We start from the raw sequence: 22,484 nt of genomic DNA on the forward strand, positions 1-22,484 counted from the left end.
CGCAGCTATAGCCCCCATTAATAAATCTCAGAGAGGCATTCGCACTTGGCCATTCGCAGCTACCAGAACCACACCCCGAACCTGGGCGAGCGGGCCTTTGTCGACCACTCGGCGGTGGTCATCGGCGACGTGGAAATCGGCGCCGACAGCTCGGTCTGGCCGCTGACCGTGATCCGCGGCGACATGCACCGCATCCGCATCGGCGCGCGCACCAGCGTGCAGGACGCCAGCGTGCTGCACATCACCCACGCCGGCCCGTTCAACCCCGACGGCTTCCCGCTGCTGATCGGCGACGACGTGACCATCGCCCACAAGGTCATGCTCCACGGTTGCAGCATCGGCAACCGGGTGCTGATCGGCATGGGCAGCATTGTCATGGATGGCGCGGTGGTGGAGGACGATGTGATAGTCGGCGCCGGCAGCCTGGTGCCGCCGGGCAAGCGCCTGGAAAGCGGCTTCCTGTATGTCGGCAGCCCGGTGAGGCAGGCGCGCCCGCTGACCGACAAGGAGCGCGCCTTCTTCACCTACAGCGCCGCCAACTACGTGAAGCTCAAGGACCTGCACCTGGCCGAAGGCTACGACCGGCCCTGACCCCCCTTGCACAGCCCAGGAATCCCCATGCATTACCAAACCGTACTGTTCGACCTCGACGGCACCCTCACCGACCCTCGCGAGGGCATCACCCGTTCGATCCAGTTCGCCCTGGGCAAACTGGGCATCGACGAGCCGGACCTGAGCAAACTGGAGCACTTCATCGGCCCGCCGCTGTTGCAGGCCTTCATGCAGTTCTACGGCTTCGACGAGGCCCGGGCCTGGGAAGCGGTGAACTTCTATCGCGAACGCTTCAAGGTCACCGGCCTGTATGAAAACCGCGTCTTCGATGGCGTCACGCCGCTGCTGGAAACCCTCGGCGGGCAAGGGCGGCAACTGTACATCGCGACCTCCAAGCCCTGGATCTTCGCCCGGGAGATCGCCCGTCACTTCGACTTCGCCAAGCACTTCAAGGTGATCTACGGCAGCGAACTGGACGGCACCCGCACCGACAAGGTGGAGCTGATCGCCCATCTGCTGGAGCAGGAGCAACTCGACCCTGCCAGCACATTGATGATCGGCGACCGCAAGCACGACCTGATCGGCGCCAGGCGCAACGGGCTGGACGCGGCGGCGGTGGGGTATGGCTTTGGCAGCCATGAGGAATTGACTGCCGAAGCCCCGGCCTATCACTTCCAGACCCTGGGCGAGCTGCACCAGGCGTTTTTGCCGCGTTAGGGCAGAGGCTTCGCCGGCAAGCCGGCTGCTACAGGCCCGAAGCAGGAGCCGGCGCCAGGGCGACGGTGTCCTGCAACCGGATCAGGGCCGCCTTGCGCTCCTCGGCCGGCAAACGTCCCAGCGTCTCCACGGCGGCGAAGAATGCCGGCCAGTCCCCCTTCACCTGCATGAACAAGGCGGCAAACGCCGGCACCCATTGGTCATACAGGCCGAAGGGCAGCAGCCGGGCGTTGTTCAGCGGGGTGTTGATCCAGGCGTCATAGCGCTTGGAACCCGCCCATTGGCTGTCGCGCAACTGCCGATACTCGCTGCGCATGCGCTCGAACTCCGCGGCCTTGCGCTGGCGCATCTGCTCGGCGGGCAAGGGCAGGGCATACAGCTGCTCCAGGCGCTTGCGGGTATCGAGCACCAGCTGGGTGAACTGGTCACGCTGGCGCAACTCGCCGTCGCTCAATGGCGCCAGCCCGCGATAGGCGCGCCACTGACGGGTGCCTTCCTGCTCGACGAAGGTGGCGTAGGACTCGTTGAACTCGGTGTCGTCCTTCACATAGAAGCGCTGGTGCGCCAGCTCGTGGAAGATCAGAGTCGCCAGGCGCTCGTCGCCCCAGTGCATCATCGAACTGATGATCGGGTCGTCGAACCAGCCCAGGGTGGAATAGGCCTCGACCCCGCCGATCGCCACGTCCATGCCCTTCAACTGCTGCAACGCCGCCTCGCCCCGGGCCGCGCCCTGGCTGTAATAGCCGCGGTAAGCCACGCAACCGGCAATGGGAAAGCAGTGGGTTTGCGGGTTCAGGGAAAACTCCGGGGTGGCGAACACGTTCCACACCACATAGGGCCGCCCGATGTCGACGTACAGCCGATAGCTGCGGTTGTCCGGCAGGTGCAGGTGCTCGCTGGCAAAGCGGCGTGCCTGCTGCGACTGGGCCAGATGGGCGCGCAGGCTCGCATCGCGGCTCGGGTCGGCGACGACTTGCGCCACCGGCACACGGGCTCGCAGCAGCTGCAATTGGCCACTGGCCAGCTGGCTGTAATAACCGACGCTGCTGCAACCGTTGAGCAGCAAAAGCATCAGTGCCGGAAACAAAAGCCGTAAAAGAGGATCAAGTAACCCATGGCTTGAACACGGCCTAGTCAAATCGAATCATCCACAGAGAGTCTGTCCGCAAGACTATCTCGCCAGCCTGGAGTTTCGCCATGCGCGTGTTGCTGTTGACCACCGGCCTGCTGACCCTCGGCGGTTGCGCCGGCCTGCCCGACCCCGACCCGGCCCAGGCCTGGGTCGACCTGGCTCCGCCCCGGGACACCCACCTGCAGGCATTGGAGGTGGACGCCAAGAACATCGATGATCCGCGCTATTTCCAGGTCCAGCCCGGCAGCCATGAACTGACCCTGCGCTACCAGTTCGCCGTGCAACCCAGCAACATCGGGCCAGACGCCGAGCCGCTGTGGCGCGATTGCCAGCTGAACGTGAAATTCAAGGATTTCGGTGCCGGCCAGCGCTACCAGGTACAGGCCGGGAACATCGGTTTCCACCCCTGGGCCAGGCTCTACGACGAGCAGCACACCCTGCTCGACAAAGCCCGGCCGGCAGGCTGCCAGCGCAGTTGAACGGCGCTATGCTGAGGGCCTCTCGCTCACTCGGCCCCAGTCATGCGTCCATTTCTACTGTTTCTCGCCCTTGGCACCCTCAGCGCCTGCACTACGCCCCTGCCGGGCGTCGATCCGCAACAGGCCTGGATCGACCTGGCCACCCCGACGCCCGGGGGCAAGCTGGTCATGGCCGAACGCCTGGACAACCAGCGCCTGGACGACGGGCGCTTCTTCCAGGTCAGCCCCGGCAGCCACGAATTGATGGTGCGCTTCGATTTCGAAGTGTTCGCCGGCGGCATGGGCATGAACAACGATCCCCAGGAGCGCCTGTGCTACCTGAGCCTGCGCTACGACCATTTCCAGGCCGGCCAGCGCTATCGCCTGGAGGCGCGCAACCTGGGGTTCACCCCCAGCGCCCGGCTGTACAACGCCCAGCGCGAAATAGTCGCCGAGGAGCGCATGATCAACTGCGTGCCCTGAGTCGGGTCAGCGATCGTTCTTCTGATAGATGATCTTCCTGGTGCCGTTTTCACAGCTGCCTACCACCATGTTGTTGTCGTGGACCTCGTCGTTGGTGACGATTTCCAGGGTGTAGGAAGGTACGCCCTGGGCCTGGATCTTGGCTTCGATCTCGGCCTTGAGTTCCTCGCAGGGCTTGGGCGCGGCCAGGGCCGATGTGGCCAGCGCACAACTAACAACCGCCAAGGCAAAACGTTTCATGATCTAAAGCTCCCTTGCTGCGGTGCACACGGGGGTGCGCTGAAGCCGCAGTCGCGTATTCGACCACAGGTGCTTGTCCGCCGCACAGGCGCATTCGCCGGCAAGCCCGCTCCTACGGACCGGTGCAGGAGCCGGCTTTCCGGCCAAGCAGTTGCCTCAACTCAGCAGCGTCGCATCCAGGCTGATCTTGGCGTTGAGCACCTTGGACACCGGGCACCCTTCCTTGGCCTTCTTGCTCAGCTCATCGAACTGCTGCTGGCTGGCACCGGGGATCTTCGCCTTGAGGATCAGGTGCACCGCGGTAATGGCAAAGCCGCCATCGACCTGGTCCAGGGTCACTTCTGCCTGGGTGTCGATGCTGTCCGCCTTGAGCCCGGCCTCGCCAAGGATCATGGAAAAGGCCATGGAGAAACAGCCCGCGTGGGCCGCGCCAATCAGTTCCTCCGGGTTGGTGCCCTTGCCGCCTTCGAAACGCGCCTTGAAGCCGTAGGGCGCCTCACGCAACACGCCGGTTTCGGTCGAGATCGAGCCAATGCCGGTTTTCAGGTCGCCTTCCCAGTGCGCCGAGGCTTTCTTTTTGATGCTCATCGCTTTCTCCTCAAGAACCGGTGCGAAAGTTCGCACCCTGATGTTTTTTGCTGCCTAAGGGTTCTGAGGATAGATCCGATGGCAAAGTTCAGCCGTTGTCGCCGATGCCCGTTTACCCGACAAATTCACTCAGGCTATTGAAACTCGGGTATATGCCCACATTGCATAGATCTGACTTACAGACTTCGGCAGGTTTTGGCTCATGACAAAAGCCTGCGCACCCCAAGGAGAAGCAGGCTTATGAAACCGCTGTCCGCTGTTAAATACTCGACCCTCGACCTGGTGCCCGTGCGTGAAAACGGCAGCCCGGGGCAGTCCCTGCGCAACTCCCTGGACCTGGCGCAGCATGTGGAGAAGCTCGGTTACACGCGCTTCTGGGTCGCCGAGCACCACAACATGGACGGTATCGCCAGTTCCGCTACCTCGGTGCTGATCGGCTACCTGGCGGGTGGTACTTCGACCATTCGTGTCGGTTCCGGCGGGGTCATGCTGCCCAACCACGCGCCCCTGGTGATCGCCGAACAGTTCGGCACCCTGGAAAGCCTGTACCCGGGGCGCATCGACCTGGGACTGGGCCGCGCCCCGGGTTCCGACCAGATGACCGCCCGCGCCCTGCGCCGGGAACGTTCCGGCAGCGCCGACGATTTCCCTGAGGACGTGGCCGAACTGATGGCCTACCTGGGCCCGCGTACCCCCGAACAACGGGTGATCGCCATGCCGGGCACCGGCACCAACGTGCCGGTATGGCTACTGGGCTCCAGCCTGTTCAGTGCACAACTGGCCGGGGAACGGGGCTTGCCTTACGCCTTCGCCTCGCATTTCGCACCGCGCTACCTGCACGAGGCGATTCGCGTCTACCGCAACCACTTCAAGCCTTCGGCGGTGCTCGACAAGCCCTATGTGATGCTTGGCGTGCCGCTGGTGGCAGCCGACACCGATGAACAGGCCGATTACCTGGCGACTTCGGTGTACCAGCGCATCCTGGCGCTGATGCGTGGCCAGAGCCTGGTCCAGCGCAAACCGGTGCAAAGCATGGACGGCCTGTGGCTACCCCATGAGAAGGAAGCGGTCGCCAGCTTCCTCGGCCTGGCGATGGTCGGCAGCCCGGCGAAAATCCGCGCCAAGCTGCAGGTGCTGATCGAGCAGACCGGAGCCGATGAGCTGATCTTCACCTGCGATCTGTACGAACACGCCGATCGGCTGCACTCCTACGAGCTGCTGTCACAGGTAATGAAAGGCTGAAACGACAGGCATGAAAAAGCCGACGTTCTGCGTCGGCTTTTTTTTGACCATCCACAAGGCTCAACCGCGCTTGTAGACAATTTCCTTGGTACCGGCTTCGCAGGAGCCGACTACCTTGCCATCCGCCGCCGCGCCCTTGTCCACCACTTCCAGCGAGTAGTGCGTGGCGCCGTTGGCGTCGATCTTGGCGGCAATCTCGCTCTTGAGTTCTTCGCACGGCTTGCCAGCGGCAAGGGCTGTTCCCGCAAGACTCAACAAAGCAGCAGCTAATACTAGTTTTTTCATCGGTCACATTCCCTGGTCGGATCAAAAGAGGCGGCATTGACGCCTGCCTGACAGAGGCTCAAGACACTTGTAGCGCTTTGCCATTTCCTATGGCACTCGGCCAGCGCACAAGTTCCAGAGCCTAGCTCAAGCCTTCAACTATTGGCAATTCGGAAGCCCACCTTGAGCGTGACCTGAAAATGCGCCGCTTTGCCGTCCTTGATATGGCCCCGGGTTTCAGTCACTTCGAACCATTCCAGGTGCTTGATGCTCTTGTGCGCTTCCGCCAGCGCGTTGTTGATCGCATCTTCGATGCTGTTCGGCGACGAACCCACCAGTTCGACTTTCTTGTAAGTGTGATGATCAGTCATGGTGCTCTCCTTTTTAGCTGTGAATTACAGCCTAGCAGTGATTTTTCTTATTACTTGTGGCGCCTGCGCCCAAGGCTAAGTTCAGATTTTCTGCACTTTCCCAACACGCCGCAGTCGGAACCTACACAGCCCATTCACCACCCTGCAGGAGAGCCGACATGGCCAACACCTCGTTACGCAAAGCCTCACTGGAAAGTATGGAAGCCGAGATCTCCAGCCTGCTCAAATCGCTGGAAAGCCTGAAGGACGATGCGTCCGACGAGTCGCGCAAGACCCTCAAGGCGCTCAAGAGCAATGCCGAAAGCGCGCTGAAGCATTCGCGCAGCCTGCTCAGCGATGCCTATGAAGAAGTCAAAGTGAAAACCCGTGAAACCGGGATCGCGACCCGCGACTATGCCCAGGAACACCCCTGGACCACCGCCGGGGTCGCCGTGGGTGCCATCGGCCTGCTGGCCGCCTATCTGCTGTGCAAGCGCGGCGACTAAAGCTGCTGGCGCAGTTCGTTTTCCAGCCACTGCGCCAATTGCCGGGCGCGCCCATCCGCGGCGCGCTTGGGTAACCACAGCGCCAGTTGCCCCGGGGTGTCGGAAAAACCCCAGGGCGCAACCAGCCTGCCCGCCAGCAAGTCCTCGGCCACCAGCGGCTGCGGGGCAATTGCCACCCCCAGGCCCGCCACGGCCGCCTCCAGCAAATAATACAGATGCTCGAAACCCTGCCCGTACTTCAACGTTTCGGGATTCAGGTCGTTGCGCCGTGCCCAACTGGGCCAGGCCTGGGGGCGGGAAGTGGTGTGCAGCAGGGCCTCGCTGGCCAGGACGCCAGCCGGCGCCTGCCGCAGGCGTGGATAACCGGCGTAGCGCGGGCTGAGCACCGGGCCGATGCGTTCGCTGGCCAGTTCATAGACCTGCATGTCCGCCGGCCAGGGCGGCTCGGCAAAGACCAGCAAGGCATCCAGGCCCGGGCGCCGGGGGTCGAGGTCGCCTTCACCGGCCGAAAGGTGCAGGCGCAGGTCCGGCAGGTCGGCGTTCAGGCGCCCCAGGCGCGGGATCAGCCAGCGCGCCAGCAGGCTTCCGGAACAGCCCAGGACAAAGGGCGCATCGGCGCTGCCCTGGGTCAGCTCGGCGCAGACATCCCGCAGGCGCTCGAAGGCCTCGCTGCTGGCATCGCGCAGGCGAATGCCGGCATCTGTGAGTTTAAGGCCACGGCCTTCCTTGACGAAAAGGCTCAGCCCCAGGTGTTCTTCAAGCACCTTCAACTGCCGGCTGACCGCGCCGTGGGTGACGTGCAGCTGTTCGGCCGCGTGGCTGACGCTATTGAGCCGGGCAGTGGCTTCGAAGGCCCGCAGGGCATTCAGGGGAGGCAGGTCGCGGCTCATTTTATCTGTGAGTTTTTCTGACAGGTTGCGGCGATCTTATCGGTTTTCAGCATCGGATGTCAGGGGTAGAGTGGGCTCCATTGTGTTTCTACGAAGCGGTCTTTCCACCAGGCCTTCTTTCTCCAAACTTCCCCCGGGAGCGCTGCAATGACCCAGTCCCAATTACGCAATGGCCCTGACGACAACGGCCTGTTCGGCGCATTCGGCGGCCGTTACGTGGCCGAAACCCTGATGCCGCTGATCCTCGACCTGGCCCGCGAATACGAAAAGGCCAAGGAAGATCCCGAATTCCTCAAGGAGCTGGCCTACTTCCAGCGCGATTACGTGGGCCGCCCCAGCCCGCTGTACTTCGCCGAACGCCTGACCGAGCACTGCGGCGGCGCCAAGATCTACCTCAAGCGTGAAGAGCTGAACCACACCGGCGCGCACAAGATCAACAACTGCATCGGCCAGATCCTGCTGGCGCGGCGCATGGGCAAGAAACGCATCATCGCCGAGACCGGCGCCGGCATGCATGGCGTGGCCACCGCCACCGTGGCCGCGCGTTTTGGCCTGGATTGCGTGATCTACATGGGCACCACCGACATCGAGCGCCAACAGGCCAACGTATTTCGCATGAAGCTGCTGGGCGCCGAAGTGATCCCGGTGGTGGCCGGCACCGGCACCCTGAAGGACGCGATGAACGAAGCCCTGCGTGACTGGGTGACCAACGTCGACAGCACCTTCTACCTGATCGGCACCGTCGCCGGCCCGCACCCGTACCCGGCCATGGTCCGCGACTTCCAGGCGGTCATCGGCAAGGAAACCCGCGAGCAGATGCAAGCCCAGGAAGGCCGCCTGCCGGACAGCCTGGTGGCGTGCATCGGTGGCGGTTCCAACGCCATGGGCCTGTTTCACCCGTTCCTTGACGACAAGAGCGTCGAGATCATCGGCGTCGAAGCCGCCGGCTACGGCATCGAGACCGGCAAGCACGCCGCCAGCCTCAACGGCGGCGTACCCGGCGTACTGCACGGCAACCGCACCTTCCTGCTGCAGGACGACGATGGCCAGATCATCGACGCCCACTCGATTTCCGCCGGCCTCGACTACCCCGGCATCGGCCCGGAACACGCCTGGTTGCACGATATCGGCCGCGTCGAATACACCTCGGTGACCGACGACGAAGCCCTGGCCGCGTTCCACCAGTGCTGCCGCCTGGAAGGCATCATCCCGGCCCTGGAAAGCGCCCATGCCCTGGCCGAAGTCTTCAAGCGGGCACCGAACCTGCCCAAGGATCACCTGATGGTGGTCAACCTCTCGGGCCGTGGCGACAAAGACATGCAGACCGTGATGCACCACATGCAACAGTCCCAGCAGGAGAAACACTGATGAGCCGCCTGCAAACCCGTTTTGCCGAGCTGAAGGAAGCAAACCGCGCCGCCCTGGTAACCTTCGTCACCGCCGGCGACCCGAACTACGACACCTCCCTGGCGATCCTCAAGGGCCTGCCCGCAGCGGGCGCCGACGTGATCGAACTGGGCATGCCCTTCACCGACCCGATGGCCGACGGCCCGGCGATCCAGCTGGCCAACATCCGTGCCCTGGGGGCCAAGCAAAACCTGGCGAAAACCCTGCAGATGGTTCGCGAGTTCCGCGAAGGCAACAGCGACACCCCGCTGGTGCTCATGGGCTACTTCAACCCGATCCACCACTACGGCGTGCCGCGCTTCATCGCCGACGCCAAGGCCGCCGGTGTCGATGGCCTGATCGTGGTGGACATGCCGCCGGAACATAACAGCGAACTGTGCGACCCGGCCCAGGCCGCCGGCATCGACTTCATCCGCCTGACCACACCGACCACCGACGACGCCCGCCTGCCCAAGGTGCTCAACGGCAGCTCCGGTTTCGTCTACTACGTTTCCGTGGCCGGGGTCACCGGTGCCGGTGCCGCCACCCTGGAACACGTGGAAGAAGCCGTGGCCCGCCTGCGTCGCCACACCGACCTGCCCATCAGCATCGGTTTCGGCATCCGTACTCCGGAGCAGGCAGCCGCCATCGCTCGCCTGGCCGACGGCGTGGTAGTGGGCTCGGCGCTGATCGACCACATCGCCAGCGCCGAGTCTTCCGAGCAAGCGGTGGATGGGGTGCTGAGCCTGTGTGCGGCGCTGTCCGAGGGCGTACGTAAGGCCCGCGTCAGCTGAGGGTAAAGTTCCTGATACAGAGGAATTAGCGCCTCGAGACACAGACTAAACAGCAAGACCCGGGGGTTCGCGACCAAGGTGGCGAACCCCTTTTTGCTGTGTGTGTTGCGAGGAATACCTGATGAAAATGCCCAAACGTCTGATTGCCGGTGCCGCGGTGCTGATGCTCAGCGCCAGCCCGTTGCTGCAGGTCATGGCCGACGAGCGCGGCGGCTATGATCGTGGCGGGCCACAACAGGGCCATTGGGACAACCGTGGCAACGAGCACCGTGGCCCGGGGGATGATCGCCGCGGCGGCCCGCCACGGGATTTCGGCCCGGTGCGCCAGACCATCCGCGACAACCACGGCTACTTCGTCCGGGGCGCGCCGCCGCCTCCCGGCATCCACCTAGTGCGCGGCCAGCCACTGCCGCGCGGCTACTACGGCGAACGCCTGGAGCCCCGGGCCCTGTCGCGCCTGCCGGTGTACCCGGGGTACGAATGGCGACGCATGGGGGGCGACATCGTGCTGATCGCCGTGGGCACCGGCATCGTCTACGAGATCCTCGACGGCGTGCTCTATTGACCTCACCCGACCGGCCGGCCCCTGCAGGAGCCGGCTTGCCGGCGGTCCGCCGCCCTCAGAACCCCCTCAGGTCCAGTGGCCGCATAGCCCCCATCCAGATCGCATGGTCGGTGTGGTCCAGCAGGTCATCACCGGTATCCGGATGCAGGAACACCACCAGCCCCTGGCGATTGAGGGCCAGCCACGGCACCACCTGGGCAAACACCTCGGGGCCGAACGCCAACTGGCAGCTCCAGTCCGGATGCGGCCCCACCGGCCGCTCGTGGACCCGACCCATTTTCAGTTCGAACAGCTGCGCCGCCTGCTCGCACAAGGCCCGGGCCTGGTCGATGGTGCTGGCGTCAAAGTAGACATGGGCGTGGTAGCCCTTGATCCGTTGCATGCAAACCCTCGCAATCAAGACGAACCCTCAAGGCTCGCCACAGGTCACAACCGGTACCTGTGGAAAATAAGGAAGCCAGGCCATGAAAAATGCCGAAACTCCGGTGGTCAAACTGGTGCTCTATGGTGCCATGAGCAGCCTGGGCAGTGCGTTGATGGCAGAGAGCCTGAGGCGCCAGCATGAGGTGATCGCCATTCTCGACGACCTCACCGCACTGGCCCCGCGCCCAGGCCTGCGCGCCAAGGGCGGCGACCTGTTCGACCCGGACCGGGTCAAGCAGAGCGTAGCCGGTAGCTCGGCGGTGATCTGCCTGCTGGATGCCCCCGATCTGCCCGGCAGCACCACGCCCGGCCAGGCCCCCGACCCGGTGAACCAGGTACGGGCAGTGGATGCCCTGATCGAAGGCATGCAGGGCGCCGGCATCCGTAGGTTGATGCTGGTGGGGGAGTTCAGCGTTCTCGACAACCCGCCCTCCAGCACCAGCCTGCCTCACCATGCCGCGCAGGAAATCCTCGATGCACTGCGCAGCAGCGCGCTGGACTGGACCCTGATCAACGCGCCGCGGGGCGTGGCCGGGCTGGGTATCGAGCATTTCAACCAGGTTGGCGACAGCCTCGAGCCGGGGCTTGCCGAGCCGCTGCGACGGCTCAACGGCGTGGCAATCGGCATCAGCGACGAGCTGCGCCTGAATCTGCACCTGCGCGAGCATGTGAGTTTCATCGCCACCCAACCCCAGGCCGCCACCTAGCGGGCAATGGACGGCAGCGCCAGCCCCTTGAGGCTCTGGGCGCTGCCGGCCTGCTCGCTCATCAGCCAGTCGACGAAACGCTGGATCAGCGGGCCGCGGCGCTTGCGCTGGGGCAGCACCACGTAATAGCCGTAGGCGGACAGCGCGCTCTCGGCGATGGGCCGGCACAGCAGGCCCTGCTCCAGCAGGTCATCCACCAGGTGACGCCAGCCGATGGCCACGCCCTGGCCGCCGATGGCTGCCTGGATCAGCAGGGTGTAATTGTCGAAGCGCAATTGCCCTGGGGCCGGCGCACCCGCAAGGCCCAGCTCGCGAAATACCCCGCTCCAGTCGAACCAGTGGTTGCTGCCTTCACCCCGCAGGTGCAGCAGCGGCAGTTCCAGCAGGGAAGGGGCGGGCAGCGGCGCAACGCGGTCCTTGAGCAGCAGCGGGCTGCACACCGGAAACACTTCTTCGCTGAACAGCCAGTGGCTTTCCCCCTGCCTGAAGCGCCCGTCGCCGAACAGCACCGCCACGTCGATATCGCTGCGCAGCATGCTGTGGCTGCGCTCGCTGGTGACCAGGCTCACATCCACCTGGGGGTTGGCCTCATGAAAGCGATGCAGGCGGGGCATCAGCCAATAGGCGGCGAAAGCGAAATCCGTGGCCACCTGCAGCACCTCATGCTGATGCTGCTGGCTGAGGGCGCTGAGGCCGGCATCGATGCTCTGCAGGCCGGCCTGGACCTGATCCAGCAACAAGGCTGCAGACTCGGTGAGCTCGATGCCCCGGTAGATGCGGTCGAACAGGCGCACCCCCAGCTGTTCCTCCAGGCGCTTGATCTGCTGACTGATAGCCGGCTGGGTGGTGCCCAGTTCCACCGCCGCGGCGGTGAAGCTGCGCAGGCGCGCGGCTGCTTCGAACACTCGGAGCAGGTCCAGGGACAGGTCGCCAAGGGCTTCATACATAAGCTTTGCTTATCCTAGTCATTGCTGTACATGGGCTTTACCACCAACGGCATGGGATCCATGCTCGATTGCAGCACTTTCGCATAACCATCGACTATGGAATGCCGCGAATCCATGAAGCGCAAGAACATTCTTTTCATCATGGCCGATCAGATGGCCGCCCCCTTGCTGCCGTTCTACGGATCCTCGCCGATCAAGCTGCCTCACCTCAGCCGGCTGGCCGCCCAGGGCGTGGTCTTCGACGCCGCCTACTGCAACAGCCCCTTGTGCGCACCCTCGCGCTTCACTTTGGTCAGCGGCCAGTTGCCCAGCCGGATCGGCGCCTACGACAACGCCGCGGATTTCCCCGCCGACGTGCCTACCTACGCCCACTACCTGCGGCGCCTGGGCTACCGCACTGCGCTCTCGGGCAAGATGCACTTCTGCGGCCCGGACCAGTTGCACGGTTATGAAGAGCGCCTGACCAGCGATATCTACCCCGCCGACTATGGCTGGGCGGTGAACTGGGACCAGCCCGATGTGCGCCCCAGCTGGTACCACAACATGTCCTCGGTACTGCAGGCCGGCCCCTGTGTACGCACCAACCAGCTGGATTTCGACGAGGAGGTGGTGTTCAAGGCCCAGCAATACCTGTTCGACCATGTGCGCGAGGCCGGCGACCAGCCGTTCTGCCTCACCGTCTCCATGACCCACCCCCACGATCCGTACACCATTCCCAGGGCCTTCTGGGACCTGTACCGCGACGACCAGATTCCACTGCCGCAGACCCCGCCCCAAAGCGAGCTGGATCCGCATTCCCAGCGCCTGCTCAAGGTCTACGACCTGTGGGACAAGCCCTTGCCTGTGGATAAGATCCGCGACGCGCGCCGCGCCTACTTCGGCGCCTGCAGCTACATCGACAGCAACGTCGGCAAGCTGCTGCAGACCCTGGAAGACACCGGGCTGGCGGACGACACGCTGATCGTGTTTTCCGGCGACCACGGCGACATGCTCGGCGAGCGCGGCCTCTGGTACAAAATGCACTGGTTTGAAATGGCCGCCCGGGTACCGCTGCTGATCTGTGCACCGGGGCAGTTCACTGCCGGCCGGGTCAGCGCCGCTGTCTCCACCGCCGACCTGCTGCCGACCCTGGTAGAGCTGGCCGGCGGCCGGGTCGAGCCCGACCTGCCGCTGGATGGCCGCTCCCTGGTCCCGCACTTGCAAGGGCAGGGCGGGCACGACGAGGTGTTCGGCGAATACATGGCCGAAGGCACCATCGGCCCGCTGATGATGATTCGCCGCGGGGCCTACAAGTTCATCTACAGCGAAGACGACCCCTGCCTACTCTTCGACCTGCACCACGACCCGCAAGAGCGCTTCGACCTTGGCCAGTCGCCCGAGCATCGGCCGCTGTTCGCCGCGTTCCTGGCAGAGGCCCGGGCCAAGTGGGACATTCCGCGCATTCACCAACAGGTCCTGGCCAGCCAGCGCCGCCGCCGGCTGGTGGCCGAGGCGCTGAGCCGGGGCGAACTCAAGAGCTGGGACCACCAGCCGCTGGTAGACGCCAGCCAGCAGTACATGCGCAACCACATCGACCTCGATGACCTGGAGCGCAAGGCCCGTTATCCACAACCCTGCCAAAACCAATAAAACGTAAGGGGAAAAGCATGCAAAGGTTATCCACAGCACTGACGCTCGGGCTTCTGGCCCTGGGCAGCGCATCCGCTTGGGCCGACTCGTGCGAGACCGTGAAGATGGCCGACCCGGGGTGGAGCGATATCGCCGCCACCAATGCCATCACCGGCTTCCTGCTGGACGGCATGGGCTACAAGGCGAAGATCGACACCCTGGCCGTGCCCATCACCTTCGGGGGTCTGAAGGATGGCCGGGTGGATGTATTCCTGGGTAACTGGATGCCGGCGCAGCAAGGCTTCCATGACAAGTTCGTGGCCAATGGCGACGTCACCCAGCTGGCCAAGAACCTGGAAGGGACCGAGTTCACGCTGGCGGTGCCGGACTATGTGTGGGAGGCCGGAGTGCATGATTTTGCCGACCTGGACAAGTTCGCCGACAAGTTCGACAAAAAGCTCTACGGCATCGGCTCCGGCGCGCCGGCCAACCTGTCACTGCAGGAAATCATCAAGAGCAACCAGTTCAACCTGGGCCAGTGGAAGCTGATCGAGTCCAGTGAACAGGCAATGCTCGCCGAAGTGTCCCGGGCCACGAAAAAGCAGCGCTTCATCACCTTCCTCGGCTGGACCCCACACCCGATGAACGTGCAGTTGAAGATGCGCTACCTGACCGGCGGCGAGAAGTACTTCGGCGCCAGCGGCAGCGTCTACACCCTGACCCGCAAGGGTTATGCACAGGCTTGCCCGAACGTCGGCAAACTGCTGGGCAACCTGCGGTTCACCCAGGAGATGGAGAACAGCATCATGGCCGCGGTGGTCAACAGCAAACTCAGCAACACCGAGGCCGCCAAGGCCTGGATCAAGGCCCACCCGGCAGTGCTGGAGCAATGGCTGGAGGGAGTGCGAACCATTGATGACAAAGAGGCCCTGGCAGCGGTGAAGAGCAGGTTGTAGCCCGAGGTGCGCCGGCCATTCGCCGGCAAGCCGGCTCCTGCACCCAAAGCCTGGCAATGCTTTACCCTGGCCCACCGAATCAACCCACCCGTGAGGAACCATGGCCTGGCCCGACCGCCAATCTCTCCTGCCTTTGCTGAGCTGGCTGCCGCGCCAGACCCTGGCCAGCGTCGGCCGTGACCTGCTGGTGGGCCTGAGCGGCGCTATCCTCGCTCTGCCGCAATCCATCGCCTATGCCCTGATCGCCGGCCTGCCCCCGGAGTACGGGCTGTACGCGGCCATAGTCCCGGTGCTGATCGCCTGCCTGTGGGGTTCATCGTGGCACCTGATCTGCGGCCCCACGGCGGCGATTTCCATCGTTCTCTATGCCAGCGTCAGCCCCCTGGCAGTGCCGGCCTCCGAGGACTACATCACCCTGATCCTGCTCCTGACGCTGTTGGCCGGGGTCTTCCAGTGGCTGCTGGGAATGCTGCGCTTCGGCGCCCTGGTGAACTTCGTCTCGCACTCGGTGGTGCTGGGCTTCACCCTCGGCGCGGCGGTGGTCATCGCCCTGGGCCAGTTGCCCAACCTGCTGGGGCTGGAACTGCCGAACCAGGCCACTGCCCTCAACAGCCTCAGCCAGTTGCTGCAGCACCTGGGCGAGGTGGACCGGCCTTCGCTGCTGCTGGGGCTGGGCACCCTGGCGCTGGGGGTCGCCTTCAAGCTGCTGGCGCCGCGCTGGCCCGGCCTGCTGCTGAGCCTGGTGTTCAGTGCCCTGGTGGTATGGCTGCTGCCAGGGGTGTTTGGCCATGTGCAACTGGTCAGCGCCTTCGTCGGCCGGCTGCCGCCGTTTAGCCCATTGCCCCTGGACCTGGAACTGATCCTGCGATTGCTGCCCAGCGCAGTGGCGGTGGGCATGCTCGGGCTGGTCACCAGCCTGTCGATTGCCCGCTCGCTGTCAGCACGTTCGGAACAGTTGCTGGACGCCAACCAGGAAGTCCGCGCCCAAGGCCTGTCGAACATGGTCGGGGCGTTTTTCTCCGGCTACCTGTCCTCGGGCTCCTTCACCCGCTCCGGGTTGAGCTACGAGGCCGGCGCTTGCTCGCCCCTGGCCGGGGTGTTCTCGGCGCTGTGGGTGGCGCTGTTCGCCGTGGCCGGCGCCGGGCTGATCGCCCATATCCCGATCCCGGCCATGGCCGGCAGCATCCTGCTGATCTGCTGGGGGCTGGTGGACCACCGGGGCATTCGCGCGCTGTTCCGGGTCAGCCGCGCCGAGTTCGTGGTGATGAGCCTGACCTGCGTCGCCACCCTGCTCCTGGAGTTGCAGACCGCGATCTATGCCGGGGTCCTGGCGTCGCTGTTCTTCTACCTCAAGCGCACTTCGCAACCGCGGGTGCAGCAGTCCAGCGAAGGCGATGAAGACATCCTGCGGGTCGGCGGTTCGATTTTCTTCGGCGCCAGCCATTACCTGCAGGTGCGCATGCAGCGCTGCCACGCGCCCAGGCTGGTGATCGACGCACGGCAGATCAACTTTATCGACTATTCAGGGGTGGAGATGCTGCACCAGGAAGCACGCCGCCTCAGGCGCCAGGGGCGCAGCCTGATCCTGCGCCGGGCACGGCAGGCGGTGAAAGAAGAGTTGATCAAGCTCGAAGGCCCGGAACGCTGTCCGATCCACTTCGAAGACTGACCCCCATCCGTAGGAGCCGGCTTGCCGGCGAAGAGGCCCTTGGACCTGGCGCTAGTCTTGAAGCCGCCTTCGCTGGCAAGCCAGCTCCTACGGGGGGTTACAGGGCCAGCTGGCGACGCAGTTCAGCCAGCACCGGGGCACTGTCGGGGCGCACGCCGCGCCACAGGTAGAAGGCTTCCGCCGCTTGCTCGGCCAGCATGCCCAGGCCATCCAGCACCAGGGCCGCGCCCTGTTCACTGGCCCAGCGGCAGAACGGTGTCGGCTCCTTGGCGTACATCATGTCGTAGCACACGGTCTTGCCCGCCTCGATCAGGCTGCCGGCAATCGGCGGCAGCTCGCCCGAAAGGCTGGCGGAGGTGGCATTGATGATCAGGTCCACCGACTCCTGCAGCCAGTCGAAGCCGCTGGCCGATACCGGCCCCAGGTCGGCGAACAACTCCGCCAGCAGCTCAGCCTTTTCCACGGTGCGATTGGCGATCACCAAGGCCTCCGGCTGCTCGGCCAGCAACGGCTCCAGGGCACCACGGACCGCGCCGCCAGCCCCCAGCACAAGGATGCGCTTGCCCTTGAGGCTGACCCCGGCGTTCACCTTCAGGTCGCGCACCAGCCCGGCGCCGTCGGTGTTGTCCCCCAGCAGGCGGCCGTCGGCCTGCTTGCTCAGGGTGTTCACCGCGCCGGCGCGCTGGGCCCGTTCGGTCAGGCTGTCGCACAGGCGATAGGCCTCTTCCTTGAACGGCACCGTGACATTGGCCCCACGCCCGTGGGCGAAGAAACTGCGAGCGGTGCCGGCGAAGTCATCCAGGGGCGCCAGCAGGGTGTTGTACTCCAGCTGCTGGCCGGTCTGCTGGGCGAACAGCCGATGGATCAGCGGCGACTTGCTGTGGCCGATCGGGTTACCAAAGACAACGTACTGATCCATCTCTCATCCCATTTGCTCAACACAGGGGTAGGAACCGCATCCGCCTGAAGGCCTTTTCGCCGGCAAGCCGGCTTCTACACAGTGGCGTGCGGTTTAGTTGCTGGCTGCCAGCCAGTCGCGATCCTGCAGGAAGTATTCGGTCAGGCGCGCTTCTTCGCTGCCCGGCTCGGCCTTCCAGTCATAGCCCCAGCGCACTTGTGGCGGCAGCGACATGAGGATCGACTCGGTGCGCCCGCCCGATTGCAGGCCGAACAGGGTGCCACGGTCGTAGACCAGGTTGAACTCCACGTAGCGGCCCCGGCGGAATTCCTGGAATTCCCGCTGCTGCGCGGTGTAGGCCGCGGCCTTGCGGCGCTGGACGATGGGCAGGTAGGCCTCGATGTAGGCGTCGCCGATGGCGCGCATGAAGGCGAAACTGGTGTCGAAGTCCCATTCGTTCAGATCGTCGAAGAACAGGCCGCCGATGCCCCGCGGTTCATTGCGGTGCTTGATGTGGAAATAGCTGTCGCACCAGGCCTTGTAGCGCGGGTAGACATCGGCACCGAAGGGCGCGCAGGCCCGCTCGGCAACCCGGTGCCAGTGCACGCAGTCATCGATGTTGCCGTAGTAGGGGGTCAGGTCGAAACCGCCGCCGAACCACCAGACCGGCTCTTCGCCTTCCTTCTCGGCGATGAAGAACCGCACGTTGGCGTGGGAAGTCGGCACATGGGGGTTGTGCGGGTGGATCACCAGGGACACGCCCAGGGCCTCGAAGCCACGGCCGGCCAGCTCGGGCCGGTGGGCACTGGCCGATGGCGGCAGGCCGCTGCCGAATACATGGGAGAAGTTCACCCCACCCTTTTCGATCACTGCACCGTCGCCGATCACCCGGGTACGCCCGCCACCACCGGCAGGCCGGGTCCAGGCGTCCTCGATGAAGCGTGCGCCACCGTCTTCGGTTTCCAGTGCAGCGCAAATGCGGTCTTGCAGGTCGAGCAGGTAGGCTTTCACGGCCTCGGTGCGGGTAGTCATGGCATCACCTTGAATCGGGCAAAGCTACGCGGCGCTAGGGATGGAGCACGGGCCGGCGCAAATGGGCGCGTAGCATAACACCGCGCCGGGGCGCTCCGCAGTTGACGAAGGTCAAGCAGAGGAGTCCGATAGAGCACTTTCACGACACGTCCGAGGAGAGAATGCAGATGGCCAAACGTATCCAGTTCCGCGCCCATGGCGGCCCCGAAGTGCTCGAATATGTGGATTACCAACCGGCGGAACCGGGCCCGCAACAGGTTCGCGTCAGCAACAAGGCCATCGGCCTGAACTTCATCGACACCTATTTCCGCAGCGGTCTCTACGCACCGCCCGCCCTGCCTTCAGGCCTGGGGGCCGAAGGCGCGGGCGTGGTCGAGGCCGTAGGCAGTGCCGTGACCCGTTTCAAGGTCGGCGACCGCGTGGCTTACGGCAGCGGCCCACTGGGGGCCTACAGCGATGTGCATGTGCTGCCCGAAGCCAACCTGGTACGCCTGCCGGACGCCATCAGCTTCGAACAGGCCGCCGGGGTCATGCTCAAGGGCCTGACCGTGCAGTACCTGCTGCGCCAGACCTATGAACTCCAGGGCGGCGAAACCGTGCTGTTCCACGCCGCTGCCGGCGGTGTCGGCTCCCTGGCCTGCCAGTGGGCCAAGGCCCTCGGGGTAAAGCTGATCGGCACCGTCAGCTCGCCGGAAAAGGCCGCCATCGCCAAGGCCCTGGGCGCCTGGGAAACCATCGACTACAGCCATGAAGACGTGGCCCAGCGAGTGCTGGAACTGACCGGCGGGAAGAAGTGCCCGGTGGTCTACGACGGCGTGGGCAAGGACACCTGGCTGACCTCCCTGGATTGCCTGGCCCCACGCGGGCTGATGGTCAGCTTCGGCAACGCATCTGGCGCAGTGGACGGGGTCAACCTGGGGATTCTCTCGGCCAAGGGCTCGCTGTACGTGACCCGGCCGACCCTGGCCAGCTACGCCAACAATGCCGAGAACCTGCAGCGCATGGCCGACGACCTGTTCGGCATGATTGCCAGCGGCAAGCTGAAGATCGAGATTGGCCAGCGCTTCGCCCTGGCGGATGCGGCCAAGGCCCATATCGAACTGTCGGCGCGACGCACGACTGGCTCGACTGTGCTGCTGCCTTGAACGCCTTCGCCGGCAAGCCGGTTCCTACCGAGTATCGTAGGAGCCGACTTGCCGGCGAAGCGCTTCAGGAGGGCCGAACTACCTTGCCGGTAGCCAGGTCACGGATCAGGCTCGGGTTCTTGCGCCCGCCCAGGCTGCCACTGAGGACCAGATCCAGTTGCCCACGGAAATACTGCTCGATGCGCAGCCGCGTGCGCGCCGCCGGGCGCCCCTGGGGGTTGGCCGAGGTGGAAATCAGCGGGCCCACCAGGGAGCACAGTTCACGCACCAGCGGATGGTCGCTGACCCGCAGCGCCACCGTGTCATGGACCCCGGTGACCCACTCGGGCAACAGGTTCTGATGGGGCACCAGCCAGGTATTGGGCCCCGGCCAGGTGCTGGACATGCGATCGATCCAGGTGTCCGGGAAGTCCTCGAAGAGGAAATCGAACTGATGGATGTTGTCAGCGATCAGGATCAGGCCCTTGTCCACCGACCGTGACTTGATCGCCAGCAGGCGATCCACCGCCTCTTCATTCCACGGATCGCACCCCAGGCCCCAGACCGCTTCGGTTGGATAGGCAATCACCGCCCCTGCGCGAATCTCTCGTGCGGCTTGCTGCACGCGCCAACTGCTGACCATTGCCGACTCTCCAGATAAAAGCTGTGCGCAGTTTACCGATCCTGCTTATAAAACCTAGCTCAGACGCGCATACCAACGCCCATTTTCATGGACCGCACTGCCTTCGATCTCCAGCTCGGTCAGGGCCGCCAGCACCCGGGGCAGGGGCCAGCCGCTGGCGCTGGCCAAGGCTTCGCTGCTGTGGGGCGCCGCATGCAGCAAGGCCAGCAACGGGTGGGTACAGGCCGCTGTCGGCAGCGAGGCGCTGGGCGGCAGGTTCTGCCAGCCGGCCAGGGTCTCCAGGATGTGCTGCACGCTTTCCACCAGCACCGCGCCGTCGCGGATCAACTGGTGGCAGCCCCGGGCACCGGGGTGGTGGATAGAACCGGGGATGGCATACACCTCGCGGCCTTGCTCCGCCGCCAGCCGCGCGGTAATCAGCGAACCGCTGGCGACGCTGGCCTCCACCACCAGCACGCCCAGGGCCAGGCCACTGATGATTCGATTGCGCCGGGGGAAGTGTTCCGCACGCGCCGGGGTATCCAGAGGGAACTCGGAAACCACCGCGCTGCCCTGGTCGATCATGGCCCTGGCCAGGGCCCGGTGCCGCTGTGGATAAAAATTTTCCAGGCCAGTGCCCAGCACGCCCACGGTGCGCCCGCCAACATCCAGGGCCGCCTGATGGGCAGCGCCATCGACGCCCAGGGCCAGACCGCTGGTGATGACAAAACCGGCACGGGCCAAGCTGCGGGAAAAGGCCCCGGCGGTGTCCAGCCCCGGTCGCGATGCGCGACGGCTGCCCACCATCGCCAACTGCGGCCGTTCGAGAATCGAGGGGTCGCCGGCCACGAACAGCAGCGGTGGCGCATCCTCGAGTTGCGCCAGCAAGGGCGGGTAGCCGGGCTGGTCCCACATGAGCAAATGCTGGGCCTGGCTATCTATCCAGGCCAATGCGCGACGGGCGCCGTCGCGCACCTGGGGGCTGCGCCGGGCCTCGCTGCAGGCCGGCGGCAGGTCCAGGGAACGCCAGGCACTGGCCGGGGCACTGAGTGCTTTAGAAGCGCAACCGAATGCCTGAAGCAGGCGCTGAAAACGCATCGGCCCGAGTTCGGGCAGGACGTGCAAGCGCAATCGAGCTTCCAGTTCTGCCGGGGAAATGCTGCCGCTCATCGAGTTCGACATGGATCATCCTTGATCGTCAGGGCTCCAGCCTGAGCTGGAACAAGCTGTGGATAACTCTGTTGGTAACTTGTTGAGGAAAGATCTCCCTCAGGGGTTGCGGACCTTGTCCAGCACCGCCAGCGAACGCGTGGCCTTGAGTACCAATCCGTAGCTGAGCCTGTCGTAGCTGCGGAACACCATCAGCCAGCCGGCCGCCTCGTCGGGGATTTTCAGCGGCTCGCCGGTTTGCCGGTCGCGCACGGTTTCACCGGTCTTGATCACCGCCAGTACGTTGCCCTCCAGCAGGCCGTCGCGGCGCCCGCGGTTGAGGGTCACCACATCCAGGGCGCCGATCTGGGTGACCCCTCGGGGCACGTCGATGATCAGCCCTTCCACCGGCCGTTGCGGGGCACTGGGGCTGAAGGAGCCCGGCAACCCCGAAGTATCGGCGGCCAGCAAGCGATCACCCAGGCGCACTTCCTGGTTGCTGCTCTGCAAGGCGAGGGTGGCCAGGTCACCTTCGCTCGCCACCACCCGGGCGCTGCCGATGGCGTCGGCGTTGACCCCCAGCAGTTCCTGGCTCAGGGGGTCGCGGTAGACCTTGCCCTGGCGGAACAGCTCATAGACCGGCTGCTCAGGGTCCAGCCGGCCACGGGCGAAAAGCCGGTCGCCCATGCCACCCAGCACCCGCTCGCCCTCGCCGGCCACGATATACGGCGCCTGCTCCAGGGCCCCGGGCTGATCGACGATGCGGTTGTCCAGCAAGAAGCTGCTGATCGCTTGCAGGGGGATGCTCGGAATCGGGGCAGGGGGCAGGCGCCGGGCCTGGGGCGCGAGCTTGACCGTCGGCGGCGCCGCTGGTCGCTCCAGCTGCAGGCGTGGCGGGCCGTCATTGCGCACCAGTTGCAGGCGGTCACCAGGGAAGATCTGCCCGGCGAAGCCCGCCGGCCAGAGCTCGCGCCATTGCCAGGGCTGCTGCAGATACAGGCTGGCGACGCCCCACAAGGTATCACCCGGCTGCACCCGATAGTGCTGTGGATAACTGTCCCGCAGTTGCACCTGGGCCTGGCCGATGGCGGTCCAGCCCGCCAGCAGCAGGGCGAACAGTGATTTCCTCATGGGCTGAATCCCTTTATTATGTGCGTTCGCGTGAAACGCCAGAGCCTGCAC

27 protein-coding genes are annotated in these 22,484 nt (G+C 64.9%); 14 read left to right on the plus strand and 13 right to left on the minus strand.

The genetic code is table 11. The annotated features are described in order from the left end of the window. Positions 1 to 45: 45 nt before the first annotated feature. Positions 46 to 591: a gamma carbonic anhydrase family protein gene (locus ACUXVH_RS00360; RefSeq protein WP_047338214.1), complete on the plus strand. Its 546-nt coding sequence runs from the start codon at positions 46 to 48 to the stop codon at positions 589 to 591. A 27-nt stretch (positions 592 to 618) separates the two neighbouring features. Then, positions 619 to 1,269, plus strand: coding sequence for an HAD family hydrolase (locus ACUXVH_RS00365; RefSeq protein ID WP_065364965.1), 651 nt, complete (start codon positions 619 to 621; stop codon positions 1,267 to 1,269). Positions 1,270 to 1,297: 28 nt separating this feature from the next. On the opposite strand, the gene ACUXVH_RS00370 is transcribed toward ACUXVH_RS00365, so the two are convergent. Beyond that, positions 1,298 to 2,407: an aminopeptidase gene (locus ACUXVH_RS00370; RefSeq protein ID WP_065364966.1), complete on the minus strand. Its 1,110-nt coding sequence runs from the start codon at positions 2,405 to 2,407 to the stop codon at positions 1,298 to 1,300. 59 nt (positions 2,408 to 2,466) lie between these two features. Between ACUXVH_RS00370 and ACUXVH_RS00375 the strand changes: the two genes are divergently transcribed. Both ACUXVH_RS00375 and ACUXVH_RS00380 read left to right on the plus strand, forming a co-directional pair. Further along, positions 2,467 to 2,880: a PA0061/PA0062 family lipoprotein gene (locus tag ACUXVH_RS00375; RefSeq protein WP_011058435.1), complete on the plus strand. Its 414-nt coding sequence runs from the start codon at positions 2,467 to 2,469 to the stop codon at positions 2,878 to 2,880. A 42-nt stretch (positions 2,881 to 2,922) separates the two neighbouring features. Further along, a complete protein-coding gene (locus tag ACUXVH_RS00380; protein ID WP_011058434.1) occupies positions 2,923 to 3,342 on the plus strand; it encodes a PA0061/PA0062 family lipoprotein in 420 nt (139 codons plus the stop codon). A 6-nt stretch (positions 3,343 to 3,348) separates the two neighbouring features. Here ACUXVH_RS00380 and ACUXVH_RS00385 read toward each other — a convergent pair whose 3' ends face one another. Next, positions 3,349 to 3,582, minus strand: coding sequence for a DUF1161 domain-containing protein (locus ACUXVH_RS00385; protein WP_011058433.1), 234 nt, complete (start codon positions 3,580 to 3,582; stop codon positions 3,349 to 3,351). 156 nt (positions 3,583 to 3,738) lie between these two features. After that, positions 3,739 to 4,170: an OsmC family protein gene (locus tag ACUXVH_RS00390; RefSeq protein WP_011058432.1), complete on the minus strand. Its 432-nt coding sequence runs from the start codon at positions 4,168 to 4,170 to the stop codon at positions 3,739 to 3,741. 240 nt (positions 4,171 to 4,410) lie between these two features. Here ACUXVH_RS00390 and ACUXVH_RS00395 point away from each other — a divergent pair, with 240 nt between their 5' ends. Further along, the gene (locus ACUXVH_RS00395; protein ID WP_015633630.1) at positions 4,411 to 5,412 is read left to right on the plus strand and encodes an LLM class flavin-dependent oxidoreductase; all 1,002 of its coding nucleotides are present in this window, start codon (positions 4,411 to 4,413) and stop codon (positions 5,410 to 5,412) included. A 60-nt stretch (positions 5,413 to 5,472) separates the two neighbouring features. Here ACUXVH_RS00395 and ACUXVH_RS00400 read toward each other — a convergent pair whose 3' ends face one another. Both ACUXVH_RS00400 and ACUXVH_RS00405 read right to left on the minus strand, forming a co-directional pair. Then, positions 5,473 to 5,697, minus strand: coding sequence for a DUF1161 domain-containing protein (locus tag ACUXVH_RS00400; protein WP_011058430.1), 225 nt, complete (start codon positions 5,695 to 5,697; stop codon positions 5,473 to 5,475). 134 nt (positions 5,698 to 5,831) lie between these two features. Then, positions 5,832 to 6,047 (minus strand): dodecin, encoded by a 216-nt coding sequence (locus ACUXVH_RS00405; RefSeq protein WP_011058429.1) that lies wholly within the window; start codon positions 6,045 to 6,047, stop codon positions 5,832 to 5,834. Positions 6,048 to 6,205: 158 nt separating this feature from the next. Between ACUXVH_RS00405 and ACUXVH_RS00410 the strand changes: the two genes are divergently transcribed. Further along, positions 6,206 to 6,532 carry a DUF883 family protein gene (locus ACUXVH_RS00410; RefSeq protein WP_011058428.1) on the plus strand — a complete coding sequence of 109 codons (327 nt, stop codon included), beginning with the start codon at positions 6,206 to 6,208 and terminating at the stop codon, positions 6,530 to 6,532. Here ACUXVH_RS00410 and ACUXVH_RS00415 read toward each other — a convergent pair. Further along, positions 6,529 to 7,422: a LysR family transcriptional regulator gene (locus ACUXVH_RS00415; RefSeq protein WP_065364967.1), complete on the minus strand. Its 894-nt coding sequence runs from the start codon at positions 7,420 to 7,422 to the stop codon at positions 6,529 to 6,531. The two genes, ACUXVH_RS00410 and ACUXVH_RS00415, sit on opposite strands and share 4 nt — an antisense overlap. A 147-nt stretch (positions 7,423 to 7,569) precedes the next feature. On the opposite strand from ACUXVH_RS00415, the gene trpB reads away from it, so the two are divergent. The 3 genes from trpB (at position 7,570) to ACUXVH_RS00430 (ending at position 10,167) form a co-directional block, all read left to right on the plus strand. Next, a complete protein-coding gene (gene trpB / locus ACUXVH_RS00420) occupies positions 7,570 to 8,790 on the plus strand; it encodes a tryptophan synthase subunit beta (RefSeq protein WP_011058426.1) in 1,221 nt (406 codons plus the stop codon). Next, positions 8,790 to 9,602 (plus strand): tryptophan synthase subunit alpha, encoded by an 813-nt coding sequence (gene trpA, locus ACUXVH_RS00425; RefSeq protein WP_053154810.1) that lies wholly within the window; start codon positions 8,790 to 8,792, stop codon positions 9,600 to 9,602. Before trpB ends, trpA begins: the two co-directional genes overlap by 1 nt. A gap of 121 nt (positions 9,603 to 9,723) precedes the next feature. Then, positions 9,724 to 10,167 carry an anti-virulence regulator CigR family protein gene (locus tag ACUXVH_RS00430; RefSeq protein ID WP_065364968.1) on the plus strand — a complete coding sequence of 148 codons (444 nt, stop codon included), beginning with the start codon at positions 9,724 to 9,726 and terminating at the stop codon, positions 10,165 to 10,167. A gap of 55 nt (positions 10,168 to 10,222) precedes the next feature. On the opposite strand, the gene ACUXVH_RS00435 is transcribed toward ACUXVH_RS00430, so the two are convergent. Further along, positions 10,223 to 10,549, minus strand: a complete 327-nt coding sequence (locus tag ACUXVH_RS00435; protein ID WP_065364969.1) for a DOPA 4,5-dioxygenase family protein — start codon at positions 10,547 to 10,549, stop codon at positions 10,223 to 10,225. 82 nt (positions 10,550 to 10,631) lie between these two features. Between ACUXVH_RS00435 and ACUXVH_RS00440 the strand changes: the two genes are divergently transcribed. Beyond that, on the plus strand, positions 10,632 to 11,297 hold the full coding sequence (locus ACUXVH_RS00440) for an NAD(P)-dependent oxidoreductase (RefSeq protein ID WP_041774015.1): 666 nt from the start codon (positions 10,632 to 10,634) through the stop codon (positions 11,295 to 11,297). On the opposite strand, the gene ACUXVH_RS00445 is transcribed toward ACUXVH_RS00440, so the two are convergent. Beyond that, positions 11,294 to 12,244 (minus strand): choline sulfate utilization transcriptional regulator, encoded by a 951-nt coding sequence (locus tag ACUXVH_RS00445; protein WP_065364970.1) that lies wholly within the window; start codon positions 12,242 to 12,244, stop codon positions 11,294 to 11,296. The genes ACUXVH_RS00440 and ACUXVH_RS00445 overlap by 4 nt on opposite strands. A gap of 114 nt (positions 12,245 to 12,358) precedes the next feature. On the opposite strand from ACUXVH_RS00445, the gene betC reads away from it, so the two are divergent. From betC to ACUXVH_RS00460, 3 genes are all read left to right on the plus strand, one after another. Further along, positions 12,359 to 13,873, plus strand: a complete 1,515-nt coding sequence (betC, locus tag ACUXVH_RS00450) for a choline-sulfatase (RefSeq protein ID WP_065364971.1) — start codon at positions 12,359 to 12,361, stop codon at positions 13,871 to 13,873. A gap of 17 nt (positions 13,874 to 13,890) precedes the next feature. Beyond that, positions 13,891 to 14,808, plus strand: a complete 918-nt coding sequence (gene choX / locus ACUXVH_RS00455; RefSeq protein WP_011058419.1) for a choline ABC transporter substrate-binding protein — start codon at positions 13,891 to 13,893, stop codon at positions 14,806 to 14,808. A gap of 100 nt (positions 14,809 to 14,908) precedes the next feature. Next, on the plus strand, positions 14,909 to 16,477 hold the full coding sequence (locus ACUXVH_RS00460; RefSeq protein ID WP_065364972.1) for a SulP family inorganic anion transporter: 1,569 nt from the start codon (positions 14,909 to 14,911) through the stop codon (positions 16,475 to 16,477). A 97-nt stretch (positions 16,478 to 16,574) separates the two neighbouring features. Here the strand turns inward: ACUXVH_RS00460 and aroE are convergent, their stop codons facing one another. Together aroE and hemF are read right to left on the minus strand one after the other, a co-directional pair. Continuing rightward, positions 16,575 to 17,396 (minus strand): shikimate dehydrogenase, encoded by an 822-nt coding sequence (gene aroE, locus ACUXVH_RS00465; RefSeq protein ID WP_065364973.1) that lies wholly within the window; start codon positions 17,394 to 17,396, stop codon positions 16,575 to 16,577. A 93-nt stretch (positions 17,397 to 17,489) separates the two neighbouring features. After that, positions 17,490 to 18,407, minus strand: coding sequence for an oxygen-dependent coproporphyrinogen oxidase (hemF, locus tag ACUXVH_RS00470; protein WP_011058416.1), 918 nt, complete (start codon positions 18,405 to 18,407; stop codon positions 17,490 to 17,492). Between the two features lie 167 nt (positions 18,408 to 18,574). Between hemF and ACUXVH_RS00475 the strand changes: the two genes are divergently transcribed. After that, entirely contained in the window at positions 18,575 to 19,552 is a 978-nt protein-coding gene (locus ACUXVH_RS00475; protein WP_026020270.1) for an NADPH:quinone reductase, read from the plus strand. Between the two features lie 64 nt (positions 19,553 to 19,616). Here ACUXVH_RS00475 and ACUXVH_RS00480 read toward each other — a convergent pair whose 3' ends face one another. The 3 genes from ACUXVH_RS00480 to ACUXVH_RS00490 all read right to left on the minus strand — a co-directional run bounded on the left by ACUXVH_RS00480 (position 19,617) and on the right by ACUXVH_RS00490 (position 22,433). Then, positions 19,617 to 20,174 carry an L-threonylcarbamoyladenylate synthase gene (locus tag ACUXVH_RS00480; protein ID WP_011058414.1) on the minus strand — a complete coding sequence of 186 codons (558 nt, stop codon included), beginning with the start codon at positions 20,172 to 20,174 and terminating at the stop codon, positions 19,617 to 19,619. A 54-nt stretch (positions 20,175 to 20,228) separates the two neighbouring features. Then, positions 20,229 to 21,335, minus strand: a complete 1,107-nt coding sequence (dprA, locus tag ACUXVH_RS00485; protein ID WP_065364974.1) for a DNA-processing protein DprA — start codon at positions 21,333 to 21,335, stop codon at positions 20,229 to 20,231. A gap of 87 nt (positions 21,336 to 21,422) precedes the next feature. Then, positions 21,423 to 22,433: a LysM peptidoglycan-binding domain-containing protein gene (locus ACUXVH_RS00490; RefSeq protein WP_065364975.1), complete on the minus strand. Its 1,011-nt coding sequence runs from the start codon at positions 22,431 to 22,433 to the stop codon at positions 21,423 to 21,425. Between the last annotated feature and the right edge of the window lie 51 nt (positions 22,434 to 22,484).

The organism is Pseudomonas sp. 8(2025), from assembly GCF_052665325.1.

What these genes read in the sequence shown, in the direction of transcription:
- ACUXVH_RS00365 (WP_065364965.1), top strand. Translation starts at nt 619, where the DNA reads ATGCATTACCAAACCGTACTGTTCGACCTCGACGGCACCCTCACCGAC.
- ACUXVH_RS00375 (WP_011058435.1), top strand. Translation starts at nt 2,467, where the DNA reads ATGCGCGTGTTGCTGTTGACCACCGGCCTGCTGACCCTCGGCGGTTGC.
- ACUXVH_RS00380 (WP_011058434.1), top strand. Translation starts at nt 2,923, where the DNA reads ATGCGTCCATTTCTACTGTTTCTCGCCCTTGGCACCCTCAGCGCCTGC.
- ACUXVH_RS00385 (WP_011058433.1), bottom strand. Translation starts at nt 3,582, where the DNA reads ATGAAACGTTTTGCCTTGGCGGTTGTTAGTTGTGCGCTGGCCACATCG.
- ACUXVH_RS00390 (WP_011058432.1), bottom strand. Translation starts at nt 4,170, where the DNA reads ATGAGCATCAAAAAGAAAGCCTCGGCGCACTGGGAAGGCGACCTGAAA.
- ACUXVH_RS00395 (WP_015633630.1), top strand. Translation starts at nt 4,411, where the DNA reads ATGAAACCGCTGTCCGCTGTTAAATACTCGACCCTCGACCTGGTGCCC.
- ACUXVH_RS00400 (WP_011058430.1), bottom strand. Translation starts at nt 5,697, where the DNA reads ATGAAAAAACTAGTATTAGCTGCTGCTTTGTTGAGTCTTGCGGGAACA.
- ACUXVH_RS00405 (WP_011058429.1), bottom strand. Translation starts at nt 6,047, where the DNA reads ATGACTGATCATCACACTTACAAGAAAGTCGAACTGGTGGGTTCGTCG.
- ACUXVH_RS00410 (WP_011058428.1), top strand. Translation starts at nt 6,206, where the DNA reads ATGGCCAACACCTCGTTACGCAAAGCCTCACTGGAAAGTATGGAAGCC.
- ACUXVH_RS00415 (WP_065364967.1), bottom strand. Translation starts at nt 7,422, where the DNA reads ATGAGCCGCGACCTGCCTCCCCTGAATGCCCTGCGGGCCTTCGAAGCC.
- trpB (WP_011058426.1), top strand. Translation starts at nt 7,570, where the DNA reads ATGACCCAGTCCCAATTACGCAATGGCCCTGACGACAACGGCCTGTTC.
- trpA (WP_053154810.1), top strand. Translation starts at nt 8,790, where the DNA reads ATGAGCCGCCTGCAAACCCGTTTTGCCGAGCTGAAGGAAGCAAACCGC.
- ACUXVH_RS00430 (WP_065364968.1), top strand. Translation starts at nt 9,724, where the DNA reads ATGAAAATGCCCAAACGTCTGATTGCCGGTGCCGCGGTGCTGATGCTC.
- ACUXVH_RS00435 (WP_065364969.1), bottom strand. Translation starts at nt 10,549, where the DNA reads ATGCAACGGATCAAGGGCTACCACGCCCATGTCTACTTTGACGCCAGC.
- ACUXVH_RS00440 (WP_041774015.1), top strand. Translation starts at nt 10,632, where the DNA reads ATGAAAAATGCCGAAACTCCGGTGGTCAAACTGGTGCTCTATGGTGCC.
- ACUXVH_RS00445 (WP_065364970.1), bottom strand. Translation starts at nt 12,244, where the DNA reads ATGTATGAAGCCCTTGGCGACCTGTCCCTGGACCTGCTCCGAGTGTTC.
- betC (WP_065364971.1), top strand. Translation starts at nt 12,359, where the DNA reads ATGAAGCGCAAGAACATTCTTTTCATCATGGCCGATCAGATGGCCGCC.
- choX (WP_011058419.1), top strand. Translation starts at nt 13,891, where the DNA reads ATGCAAAGGTTATCCACAGCACTGACGCTCGGGCTTCTGGCCCTGGGC.
- ACUXVH_RS00460 (WP_065364972.1), top strand. Translation starts at nt 14,909, where the DNA reads ATGGCCTGGCCCGACCGCCAATCTCTCCTGCCTTTGCTGAGCTGGCTG.
- aroE (WP_065364973.1), bottom strand. Translation starts at nt 17,396, where the DNA reads ATGGATCAGTACGTTGTCTTTGGTAACCCGATCGGCCACAGCAAGTCG.
- hemF (WP_011058416.1), bottom strand. Translation starts at nt 18,407, where the DNA reads ATGACTACCCGCACCGAGGCCGTGAAAGCCTACCTGCTCGACCTGCAA.
- ACUXVH_RS00475 (WP_026020270.1), top strand. Translation starts at nt 18,575, where the DNA reads ATGGCCAAACGTATCCAGTTCCGCGCCCATGGCGGCCCCGAAGTGCTC.
- ACUXVH_RS00480 (WP_011058414.1), bottom strand. Translation starts at nt 20,174, where the DNA reads ATGGTCAGCAGTTGGCGCGTGCAGCAAGCCGCACGAGAGATTCGCGCA.
- dprA (WP_065364974.1), bottom strand. Translation starts at nt 21,335, where the DNA reads ATGTCGAACTCGATGAGCGGCAGCATTTCCCCGGCAGAACTGGAAGCT.
- ACUXVH_RS00490 (WP_065364975.1), bottom strand. Translation starts at nt 22,433, where the DNA reads ATGAGGAAATCACTGTTCGCCCTGCTGCTGGCGGGCTGGACCGCCATC.